Annotated in this window: 12 protein-coding genes and 1 pseudogene; 2 read left to right on the top strand and 11 right to left on the bottom strand. The window is 40.3% G+C overall.

Going from position 1 to position 9,055, the window contains the following annotated elements; all coding sequences use genetic code 11:
• The coding region (locus PX481_RS26250) for a penicillin-binding transpeptidase domain-containing protein (RefSeq protein ID WP_288096884.1) at positions 1 to 231 on the top strand (231 nt) is incomplete at its 5' end.
• An 86-nt stretch (positions 232 to 317) separates the two neighbouring features.
• Here PX481_RS26250 and PX481_RS26245 read toward each other — a convergent pair.
• From PX481_RS26245 to PX481_RS26235, 4 genes and pseudogenes are all read right to left on the bottom strand, one after another.
• The gene (locus PX481_RS26245) at positions 318 to 959 is read right to left on the bottom strand and encodes a DUF3226 domain-containing protein (protein WP_288096882.1); all 642 of its coding nucleotides are present in this window, start codon (positions 957 to 959) and stop codon (positions 318 to 320) included.
• Positions 960 to 961: 2 nt separating this feature from the next.
• Entirely contained in the window at positions 962 to 2,119 is a 1,158-nt protein-coding gene (locus PX481_RS26240; RefSeq protein WP_287971699.1) for an AAA family ATPase, read from the bottom strand.
• A gap of 65 nt (positions 2,120 to 2,184) precedes the next feature.
• A pseudogene (locus PX481_RS29920) lies at positions 2,185 to 2,253 on the bottom strand (divergent PAP2 family protein); the annotation flags it as partial.
• Between the two features lie 442 nt (positions 2,254 to 2,695).
• A complete protein-coding gene (locus PX481_RS26235; protein WP_002763166.1) occupies positions 2,696 to 3,190 on the bottom strand; it encodes a helix-turn-helix domain-containing protein in 495 nt (164 codons plus the stop codon).
• Positions 3,191 to 3,411: 221 nt separating this feature from the next.
• On the opposite strand from PX481_RS26235, the gene PX481_RS26230 reads away from it, so the two are divergent.
• The gene (locus PX481_RS26230; protein WP_002763164.1) at positions 3,412 to 4,278 is read left to right on the top strand and encodes a PEP-CTERM sorting domain-containing protein; all 867 of its coding nucleotides are present in this window, start codon (positions 3,412 to 3,414) and stop codon (positions 4,276 to 4,278) included.
• 193 nt (positions 4,279 to 4,471) lie between these two features.
• Here the strand turns inward: PX481_RS26230 and PX481_RS26225 are convergent, their stop codons facing one another.
• The 7 genes from PX481_RS26225 to PX481_RS26195 form a co-directional block, all read right to left on the bottom strand.
• A complete protein-coding gene (locus tag PX481_RS26225; protein WP_002763162.1) occupies positions 4,472 to 4,738 on the bottom strand; it encodes a type II toxin-antitoxin system YafQ family toxin in 267 nt (88 codons plus the stop codon).
• Positions 4,738 to 4,998, bottom strand: coding sequence for a hypothetical protein (locus tag PX481_RS26220; RefSeq protein ID WP_002763159.1), 261 nt, complete (start codon positions 4,996 to 4,998; stop codon positions 4,738 to 4,740). Before PX481_RS26220 ends, PX481_RS26225 begins: the two co-directional genes overlap by 1 nt.
• A gap of 112 nt (positions 4,999 to 5,110) precedes the next feature.
• Positions 5,111 to 6,064 (bottom strand): asparaginase, encoded by a 954-nt coding sequence (locus tag PX481_RS26215; protein ID WP_002763157.1) that lies wholly within the window; start codon positions 6,062 to 6,064, stop codon positions 5,111 to 5,113.
• Between the two features lie 22 nt (positions 6,065 to 6,086).
• The gene (locus PX481_RS26210; protein WP_002763155.1) at positions 6,087 to 6,590 is read right to left on the bottom strand and encodes a CGLD27 family protein; all 504 of its coding nucleotides are present in this window, start codon (positions 6,588 to 6,590) and stop codon (positions 6,087 to 6,089) included.
• 5 nt (positions 6,591 to 6,595) lie between these two features.
• Entirely contained in the window at positions 6,596 to 7,000 is a 405-nt protein-coding gene (gene rsfS, locus PX481_RS26205; protein ID WP_002752120.1) for a ribosome silencing factor, read from the bottom strand.
• 55 nt (positions 7,001 to 7,055) lie between these two features.
• Complete coding sequence (yqeK, locus tag PX481_RS26200) at positions 7,056 to 7,652, bottom strand: bis(5'-nucleosyl)-tetraphosphatase (symmetrical) YqeK (protein WP_002763152.1); 597 nt, start codon at positions 7,650 to 7,652, stop codon at positions 7,056 to 7,058.
• An 80-nt stretch (positions 7,653 to 7,732) separates the two neighbouring features.
• On the bottom strand, positions 7,733 to 9,055 hold a 1,323-nt coding region (locus PX481_RS26195; RefSeq protein WP_288096877.1), incomplete at its 5' end, for a YcjF family protein.

The raw sequence follows: 9,055 nt of genomic DNA, 5'->3' as shown, positions 1-9,055 counted from the left end.
CCTAACGCCAAAATTACCAGTTTTGTGGCGATTTTACCGATCGAATCGCCCCGTTATGTGGTTTTGGTGGTGGTGGATGAACCCAAGGGGGCCAATACTTTTGGCTCCACTGTTGCCGCTCCGGTGGCAAAAACGGTGATGAATACGCTCATTTCCCTCAAGGGTATCCCCCCCACCTCCAAGGTCGCTCCGGCGGCTTCTGCGACCAATAAACCCCCGCGGCACGATTAATTTAAGTCTTTTTGACAGAGGCTTTATCTAACAAAGCACAGAGAAATATTATGGGGCTGTCATTCCCATTTCGATCCATACTTCTATCAAATCTCGTATAACTCCTGTAACCATCTCAAAAAATTTGCTGATTGGGGATAGGATTGATTAAGTATTCTTTGTTTTACTGCATCGTGAAGTTGTTTCCCCGGCGGATCTTGCCAAGCTAAATAGGTATGAATATTAGCCTTATCTAGATGATAATCCCTATAGGTTGCCCCTTGTTGTTTTGCCTCTATCACCTTGTTTTGTGTATATTGCCAAAGATTATTATCGGGAACTAAATAGGCTAAAAAAGTCTCTAACATTCCTCTAGATTGATTATCGGGCATCATCCACACACCGAATTTTATCCCCGATTCTAGAGTCATAATTAATCCCGCTGCTGGTAAATTTTGAGGTAAGCTAGGTATATTTGGTAAACAGGCATTATATAAACTTTTCCAACGATTATCAGGTTCTTCGTCCGCATCCATAATAATTCCTAAATGAGTTAGTCCGTTAGGAGTTTTTAGTTGCGTAGAGATATATTTAGGTTTTAGTAAATTTTCAACACCATCACAATTTATGATATTCAATGGTTCTTCCCCTCTATTCCAAGTAACTCCATTTGCTGCCATTAATTGGGGAATAACTCTCAATTCCTCTGCACCTTCCACTAATAACTTTTTTGTCTCTATTTTAGGCATTGTTACCGCACCTCAAGATTACTTGTAGCAGCAATAACAATTTCTTCTGGATCAAAGATTACAGATTGGCTTTTTTCCCTATCTATCCTTTGAATAGTAATCTCGTTATCGGTAATTTTTTCTTCGGTAATTAATTCGGCTAAACTTTGCCAACAATCGCGGCTGTGAGTGGTGGCAAATACCTGAATATTGAGTTTTTTGGCGGTTTCCCAGACGACTTTCCACATATCAGTCATGACAGTAAAATGCAATCCGCTATCAATTTCATCAACTAATAAAATTCCATTTTCAAGATTAACCATCGCTAAAACTAATCCTAACATTCGCCAAAATCCATCGCCTAAACTGCCAATAGGTATAGGTTGATCATGATTTTTAATTTTGATTAAAAACCCACCGCTAACACCTAGGTTATTTGAAGTTAAATACTTGCCAGAACCAACAATGGCTATTCTTTCAATTTTTGGCTCAATAATTTTCAAAGATTCAATAATTAAATCTTCTAAAGGAGAGAGAACAATGTTATCAAAAAGTGCTGCCATATCAGAACTTGTTAGAGAAAATGGTGTTAAGAACTTCAATTCAATTTTATTATCAATACCTATTTTATGGGAAATTCTGCTTAAACTAGCTATTCTTCTTATAGAATCTCTGGCAAGAGTACCGTTGGCAAGAAGTTCCAGTTCAATAGGTTTTTGTGATTGACTCCATCTAATACTTAAAAGAAGTTTAGCCCATTCCTCATCGTCGAAATTGTTATCATTATTTTGATTTATATCATCATTTTTGTCTGAAAATAAAGATAGTTGTATAGGAATGCTTTCAACAGAAATGGTAAGACTTGCTAGATAGGATTTGCCATATCCACTGATGATAATTTTTTTACTTGGGATGATTTCATGCCCAGGAAATAAATGACAAATTTCAAAAACTTTAGTGCGACTAGGTAGATTACTTTCTGACCAACCAAACTCACCTCTATAGCTAATAGGTTCAAGAAATATATCTATATTATTCTGAGCATACAAAAACTGAATCGCTTCTAAAATAGAAGTTTTACCGCTATTATTTTTACCCACTAAGAGATTAATTCGACCAAGATTGGCCATCTCAAAATTCTGAAACCCGCGAAAGCCTTCAATTTTTAGGGATTGTAACATGAGTGATTACCCCGGATTTTCAGTTATTAAATCTAGTTTATCTCAACCCCAGTAGCCAAGACCACCGACGAGACTAGATAGCGCAGACTCACCTTGCCATCACAGATTAACTCAATCAGCGCTTTTAGTCCCTTTTCACCTTTCGAGCATTATAGCTGGTTTCGGGGCAGAAAACCAGCAAAAACATGACTACAGAGGGAATCGCTGACTCTAGAGATTAATGACAATAAATTCCTAGCTGCCGATATAGTTCAACCTCATCCTTGCAAACAGTTAAGGTTTTTTGTTCTTCAATATTCTGAATGACTTGTTGAGTTTTTTGGTTAAAATCGCTTATGGTATAATTACCTTCTGCAATTCGTCTTTCTTTTTCCTATAATTCAAGACAAAGTTCCATAGCTTCTTGAATATTGCTCAAAGCTTCTTCGAGATGATGTCCTTCATTAATACAACCGGGAGAGAAGGAATAGAAAGATTATAATCTCTTTCCTCGCTTGGTTCTAAAATAAAATTCACTTTCAGATCGGCTCAGGGTAATAATAAGATAACTATATTATAAGTGATGTTGCTGGGGAGTTACTCAAATTCTTCTAATTGCGATCGCACTAATTCTAGGGGAAGTTTTAAAACTCTAGCAATTTGTTCTATAGTTAATCCTTCTTTGATTAATTCGGGAATGGTTTCTAATTTAGCTTGTTGATAAATTTTAGATGAGGGTAATTCACTGTTCTCTTTTCCAGTACAAAAATTACCGCTATTGATTTGTATAACGTCTTTAATATTACTAGAGTTAGAGAAATTAGAATAACAATATCTTTGTAAACTCGATTTAATGTTAGCCTTACTGACTTCCTGTCCTAATATTTCTGATAAGGTTTTCCATAATTTACCTGCTGTTTCCTTGATATATTTCTGAGAACGATGATTTTTTTGAGCGATTTCGGCGTATTTTTGATGATTGACGACTCCCTCTAAGATTTCATGCTGAAGATCGTCTAAATGTTCTCCTGTATGGGAGAAAACAAGCTCATCAATAGTTATTATAAAAGATTGAATATCGAAGGAGTTCATAGGATGATTTTAAACGGGGAGTTAAGTCAGGATTGCTTGACATTATACCGCAAAATGCCAATTTAGTGTCTTTATATTTCTTTATGGGGCTTTTATGGGTCTTGAAAGTTAACTTTAGGGTGTTTATATTACCAAAGTAAATCTGCCCACCCTAAATAAATGCCTTAACATTTCGACAAAGCATTTATTTAGATATTTTCAACCAGAAAAAAGGAACTTTCATGAAACGCTCACTTAAAAATTTGGCAACTATTATGGTTACTATATCCACATTACTGGTGTTTGCTGATCAAGCACTCGCAGATATAGAGCTAACTACAGGAACTCCTTCTAAAGCTGGGAAAATTATCATCCGAATCACTCTTAAGGACGGAAAAACAAAAAATGTGGTGGTAACGATTCCAAAAGGCACAACTTCCACTGGGAAGGCAACCCTAATTAATAACGCTTTTCAAGTAGGGGAACCATTCACTTTACCCCCCCTCGAGCAGGAGGGAAATAAGCTCATTTTTCCACCTAACGTAAAAAAATTTGAGAAGTTGCTAGACGACACTGGACAAACAACTAAATTAAAAGCAGTTAAAAAGCAAAAAGCAAAAGAGGGGCAAATCGATGGTGAATATATAGAGTTAGCTTCAGTATTATCTGGTTTGGATGGTAGTGGAAATGAATCTATATTTCTGGCTTCATTAGGTTTTAATACACCCTCTGAAAACGTGTTTGCCAGTTCCCAGTTTTTATTTAGCGAATTACCAGGCAGTGATATTAATGATTGGTTATCAGCTATATTCACTGATCTTCAAGGACAGTTACCAGTTGTGTATAGATCTAATCTTTCATTAGATCTAACTAATGATACGATTTCGTTTGTTTTTCCAGAAAATATACTGCCAGACTCCAGTTTTATAGAGAGTGGAACCAACGATGTCAATGTATCAAGTTCTTTAGATATAGAAGTAGAAACCATTCCCGAACCCACTTCAACTTTAGGACTCTTTTCTCTAGGAATACTCGGTGTTGGTGCGACAATAAAACGTCAAGTTAAACGCAATCATTCTATCGAAAAAGAAACCACAAAAATAGGTTAAATTGCCCATTAACTGGTGTTATCGCTCTTTGATTACTTTGCGTTCGCCGAAAAAAGTACAAGGGTTTTGAGTCTCTCGGAGCGATTTCTCAACGTTTGTTCCTGGCACTTTTTTGGAAAAAAAGCTCAAAACCCTTTTCTAGCAGAGCTTACATTTGTATTCAGCAAGCTCTACTTAAACGATTGACCGAATATTAAAATAAATCCCCATGGGAACCAGAGCGCACTAAAAAAAGATGGGTGTCTGTGATTTTATAAATTAAAAGCCAGTCTGGTTCTAGGTGACAATCCCTATATCCATTCCAGTTTCCCATCAAAGCGTGATCTTTGTATTTAGGTTCTAGTTCTTGCTTTTGAAGTAATTTATCAATGACATTTTTCAGTTTGGTCATATCTTTTCCCCGTTTTTGCAGTCGTTTAATATCTTTCTTAAAGCGATTTTCAAAAATGGGTAATAACATTAAATTCCTAGCTGCTGATACAGTTCAACTTGATCTTGGCAAACAGTTAAGTTTTTTTGCTCTTCAATATTCTGAATAGCTTGTTGAGTTTTTTCGTTAAAATCACTTATGGTATAAGTCCCTTCTGCAATTCGTCGTTCTTTTTCCGCTTCTTCTAAAAATTCAGCTAGGTGTTTTTTTAGATAGGTTGCTAGGCTATCTTGTTGTTCTTCAGAAAGCAGTGCAATTTGCTCGAAAGTTTCTTGAATTAATTTAGTCATCTGTATTGTACTCCGAAGTTCAGTTTTTGAGGAAAAAAATCAAGATTCAAATACTGCCCTAACACACCAAAAAGAAAAGTTTTTGATGTGTTACCCTTGGTCAACCCACTATTTACAATAAAGCCATTTCTCCCACCACTTCCAAGCGGGTATAACTGCCGATTTTGAGGAATTTTTCCGAGAGAGATTCGGCCACATTGGGAGTAATCCAGCCTAACTGTTTGAGAATTTGCAAAGCGGCGGCATATTTAGCCCGTTTGGAACCATCTAGGGCTTTAATTGCTAATCCTAAACCTTCGCCGACGCGCCCGATACATTGAATCCCTTCGGCCCCGGCTTTACTGACGATTTCCCCTTGGCTAACCTGCATTAATTCCGTGTCAAAAGCCCCTTCTCCTGCTACCATGCGGGGATGATAGGTCATCGCCCGGACGATTCTTTCTAAGTCTAAACGGTTGCCAGAGGCTAACTGGGCGTAGAGATGGGCCATTTGCCCCAACTGCATTGAATAGGTGGGCGCGCCGCAGTCATCGTGGGCGCTGATTAATTCATCCCCCGGCATCCCCAATAATTCGGCAATTTTGCTGAGAATTAGCTTCTGTATCGGACTAGAGCGCCGCAGATAGCTATTTAACGGCCAGCCACGCTGTTGACACACCGCTAACATCCCGGCGTGTTTACCAGAACAATTGTACTGGAGGCGACTGGGTTTACCTTCGGGGAGGGGACATTGCAGGGCATTAGGATCGATATCGGCGCGCCAGAGAATATTAAAGACTTGACGGGCGTGTTCCACCGTGCCTTGGTGAGAACTACAGATAATGGCTAGATCCTTATCGTTGAGATCGTAGCGTTCGAGGGTGGCGGTACTGATGACAGCCAGTGCTTGAAAAGGTTTCAGGGCCGAACGAATAAAGGCGCTAGTTTCGGCGCTGCCGGCGGTGGATAATACCCGGCCGCGGTCATCGCAAATAGCGGCCTCGACATTATGAACCGATTCAATAATACCTTCCCGGAGGAGATGAATTTCTAAGCGGTGGGTTGGTGAACGTTTTACCCTATTCATTCAGATTGGTGATTGGTTGCGGTTAGTGAGTGAAAAATAGCCAAAAAAGACCACTGATAGCGACAATTGCCCCTAGAATCAGGGCGGTTTTTTGTAAACGCTGGAGAATGGGCTGGATTTGATAGGAGACGATTAAACGATCGCGGGTTAAAATGGCGGCGGTTTTTGTCCAGATTTGGCCATCGTACCAGCCCGACTCTTCATAAAATACTTTCTCCGATTGCAAGCGATCATAGACGTAGATCCAGCCCAGATACAAGCGCAATAACACCAATCCTACCAAAATTGTCGAGCCAAAAATCCCCGCACAGAAGAAGAGAAAAGGGGCTTTTTTGAGGGGAAAACTAGCGGCGGCAATCGGTCCGACAATTAACCATGTCCACAACCATAACCAGACAATTTTTTTTGTATAAGAGGCTACATCTAGCGTCGCCCAACGGAAAAACCAAGATTCTTTTAATTGTTCGTACTCGTTAACCGGTTGCTGTTCTTCCGGGACGGGACAGAAATCAAGGGAGGATTTCATGGATTCTACTCCTCTAAATGGTCGCTAGGTAGAGGAATCCGTTGGGCATGACCCCAAAATGCTTCTAAATTATAAAATTCTCGCTCTTTTGGTAAAAAGATATGGACAATGATATCGCCATAATCCATCAGGATCCAGCTACCTTCGCTTTTTCCTTCCACTTGTCGGGGAGACTGTTGCCATTCTAGTTCCATAGCGGCTTCGATCGCATCCTCGATCGCTCGCACTTGAGTGGTAGAATAGCCGGTAATAATCAGAAAATAATCGGTTAAATAACAGATATCGGCGACTTTCAGGATGGCGATGTCCCCTGCTTTCTTGTCCTCGGCAGCGGTGACAATTGTCTCTAGAAATTTTTCGGTCTTGAGATTTTCGGCGATGGGGGTAATAATTCCAGTGGGATTGGTCATTCAGGTTGTGGTTATCCTTTGGCTGAGGTGGTTGTAAGCGAGTCTTGAGATTATGTTAATCAATGGTTTTAGTTTCTGTTGGTTGTTCTTTAACAATTTGTAACGCCCAGTTGCGCGTTAGCACGGTGCGGGGATGAATGGGACAATGGCTACTTAAAAGATATTTTAGGGAATAATCACAGGTTTGTTGAACGCTTTTATGGAGATTTTGATAGCTGAGTTGTCGTAGGGCGTTTAATTCGGGTGTATCGCCGCGATTGGGTTCCAAGGCATCGGCAATAAAGACTATACAGCTAAGATCGCTCATATTGGGTTTACCGAGGGTATGATTGCGAATTGCTTCGAGAATTTCCTCGTCGGTAACGTTAAATTCTTTTTGGGCGACAACTGCACTCACATCGGCGTGGAGTAAGTGGGGATGGGATAAACAGATATTATCCACGTCTATTCCCGCCGATTCCGCCATTTTTAGCAGTTTTTTGGGCTTGAAAAATTTAGCCAGATCGTGTAGTAATCCCGCTTGCCCTGCTTGGACGGGATCGAGATCGTGATGACGAGCTAAATCAATACACATGGTCTCCACACCGAGAATATGTCGCAGACGGTGTTCGTTGACGTTTTCTTTTAACCAGTCGATAACTTGCTGTCGCATCTTTTTTTTGCCCTTGTGGAACCCCAAAACGATTGTAACAATTACTATACAATTTTGCCTATTGCTCCCGGGTTCGATCTTTACCAATCATCCTCGCAACTAGCTTCTAAAACTTCTTCTTGCTGCCAATCATCCTGAAAAGGTTGTACCACTTTACCGATCGCATCGGCCACAAAAGACTTAATAAATTCTTCCTTGCGACTGAGTTGAAATTGTCTTTGTACCACTTCCGTCATACCACCGTCACCCCAGTCTTGATCCTGACGGAAATATTCAATAAAACTTTTGCCGGCAATGCGGGTTAAATAGGCGGCACTGACCCCTTGAATTGCCTTACCGACTATATAGGTAGTAAAATTTAACTGTAGGATTCTGGCTAATAATTCTACTGCTCCTTTCACTACTCCCAAACTAACTAGAGTTTTGCCCAAAGATAGAGCCAATTCCTTGCCTCGATCGCTGTTAATTTCACAGCCATAAACTTGACCAATTTCCCTGACCATTTGAGCATTAACCGCCGCCGTTGCTAACAGATCGAACACTGGTAAGGGAGTCACAGCAATCACTCCCGCACCGATCCACTGATAGCGATCGATAATTTTATCAGCTTGGCGACGACGTTGGCGATCGATAATTTTCCTAGCTTCTTCCCCCAATCTTTGGGATTGTAAGAGGATATTATCTGCCACTAAATCCTCCCCTTCGGCCCGTAAAACTGAAGCCAAACGTTTAATTAAAGCTAAAATATCCGGTTCTGGTGTGATCATTTGTCCCCCGGTTAACTGTACTGGTTGGGGATTAGCGGCGACGGCAATAATATCGGCTGAAAGAATCACTCCTTTTAGACGTTCTCGTAATTGTTTTAAAATAATGTCTCGATCTTCATCGCTATAGAGATCGATTTTATTAAAGACTAAGAGAGAACGTTTACCAATATCAATTAAACGCAATAAAGGGGCGTATTCCGATTGTCGAATATCGTTATCAATGACAAATAAAAGTAAATCTGCTTCCGTGGCTAATTGTCGCGCTAACTGTTCCCTTTGACCTCCGGCTGCACCAATTTCGAGAATGCCGGGGGTATCGGTAATTTGAATTTCCCGATTCACACCTTTCATTTTTAAACTATAGGTTTCCCCTTTTTCCGTGGTTCCCATGGTTGCCTCCACATTGCCCACCATTTGACCGATGAGGGCGTTAATTAGGGAGGTTTTTCCCGCCGATCCCGTACCGAAAACGATGATTTTAACTTCTTTTCTGGCTAAACTTCGCTCAATTTCTTGGGAACGCTTAATAAAAACCTGTTGGGTTACTTTATCTTGAATTTGCTCCACTTGTTGCCGGATAGCTTTTAAGGTTTCCCCAGCGGCCTCGGTTTTTTCTACCGGTAATTTTAGGGGTGG

It is taken from the genome of Microcystis sp. M53603_WE2, assembly GCF_030065435.1.
The sequence above is the reverse complement of the archived record's forward strand: the minus strand, read 5'-3'. Positions and strand labels throughout refer to the sequence as shown.